Here is a 1,410-nt window from a genome sequence, read left to right on the forward strand (position 1 = left end):
TTTATTATAATATTTTACAAAATTGTTCATCTTGCGCTTATAATCCGATAACTAAAGATGCAACCAATTCTCATTGTTCGACTTGTAATGGGACATTTTTTTTCAATGTTACGACTTCTTGGCCAGTTAAAGTGATTGCAAAGACTTTTCTAGGAGATAAAGGTTATTATGATTGGGTAACTCGAAAGATTGATTTTTATCCTGATGCGGATGTAAGATTGACTTGTTGGTTAAAAGATGTTTTATGTAATATTCATTCTGTTACTGGACAGACTTATTTTGATAAAACTGATGATATTTGGTACAATACTAAACATTATTCTGTTAAAAAGATTTATAAAACAGGATTGAAAAAAATATCTCTATGTATCATTAATTTAGAAGAGATTAAGAAATGACTAATGAAGAGAGAAAAAAATATATCGAAGAAATTGATTTTACTGTCCCTGTGACAGAATATCTTCATTCTAATTTAAATGTTGGAATTAAAAATATTTTAGATATTTTAGATGTTATTCAAATGAGTGATCAAGATAAAAAAGCCTTAAGAAAAGCAATTTTGTCGAATTTTAATGAATATTATCATTTAATATGTAGAGTTTTAACGAAGGTACAAGAATGTTCATAAGAACTTCAGGGAGAGGATTTGCTAATGCTAGTGTTAGCCTTAGTATAACTAATCTAGCTAAAGCACAAAAAGGGTTAAAAAGAATTTTAACTAATTCTGAAGCGGCTGTAAGAATGGGTGAACGGTTTGGAGAGATTGCCAAACAAAAAATGTTAATGATTTACGATGCAACTAAAGGAAGAGAACATCAAGAAAGACAAACTGGGACTTTAAGAAAAATTTTAGCTGTAGGCCCTGTAGTAAGACCTACTTTTAGGGGGGCAATTATTGATCTGATTAATTTTGATTGGGCAGCTAATTTGGGAAGTTCTCAAGGGGGAGTTTTGCATCCGGGGTTTAATTATTTTGAAGCTCAAGAATTTGGACATAGAAGTTTTAGCGACAAACAACCATTTGTAAAAATTTATATTGGAAGTAGAAAAAATCAAAGTTTTACTTTAGAGAGTATAAATAAGATAGACGCTCTCAATAAAATGGGAAAAAATAGAGTACAAAATGTTGTTTGGATTAATGTCCATCATCCTGCTTGGGGAGGTAGAAGATTTATTCAAGCGGGGCGAGAAGCATGGAAAATGTACAAAAACAATAAAAGATTTTTAAAAGATTTTACAAAAGAATTTAAAGAGGCTTTAAGAACAGGATGAGAATATATAATAAAGTTTTTCTTTCTTTGCTTTATTATGTTAAAGAAATAATGAATGATAATGGATATGAGGATAATGTAATTGATAGTTATCTTAATGATATTGATTTAGCAAAAGTAGATTCTTGGCCTACTGTTG

The 1,410-nt window shown here is 29.6% G+C and carries 3 protein-coding genes; all 3 read left to right on the top strand.

The window, feature by feature from the left end; genetic code table 11:
* Positions 1-398, top strand: a 398-nt coding sequence (locus tag COZ07_RS08515) for a hypothetical protein (protein WP_406608139.1), incomplete at its 5' end; no start/stop codon positions are given.
* Positions 395-628, top strand: coding sequence for a hypothetical protein (locus COZ07_RS08520; protein ID WP_406608140.1), 234 nt, complete (start codon positions 395-397; stop codon positions 626-628). The genes COZ07_RS08515 and COZ07_RS08520, both read left to right, overlap by 4 nt.
* On the top strand, positions 619-1,272 hold the full coding sequence (locus tag COZ07_RS08525) for a hypothetical protein (RefSeq protein WP_406608141.1): 654 nt from the start codon (positions 619-621) through the stop codon (positions 1,270-1,272). The genes COZ07_RS08520 and COZ07_RS08525 overlap by 10 nt, the downstream gene beginning before the upstream one ends.
* Positions 1,273-1,410 lie beyond the last annotated feature (138 nt).

Origin of the sequence: Candidatus Infernicultor aquiphilus, assembly GCF_002784285.1 — a bacterium.
Taxonomy (GTDB): domain Bacteria; phylum Atribacterota; class Phoenicimicrobiia; order Phoenicimicrobiales; family Phoenicimicrobiaceae; genus Infernicultor; species Infernicultor aquiphilus.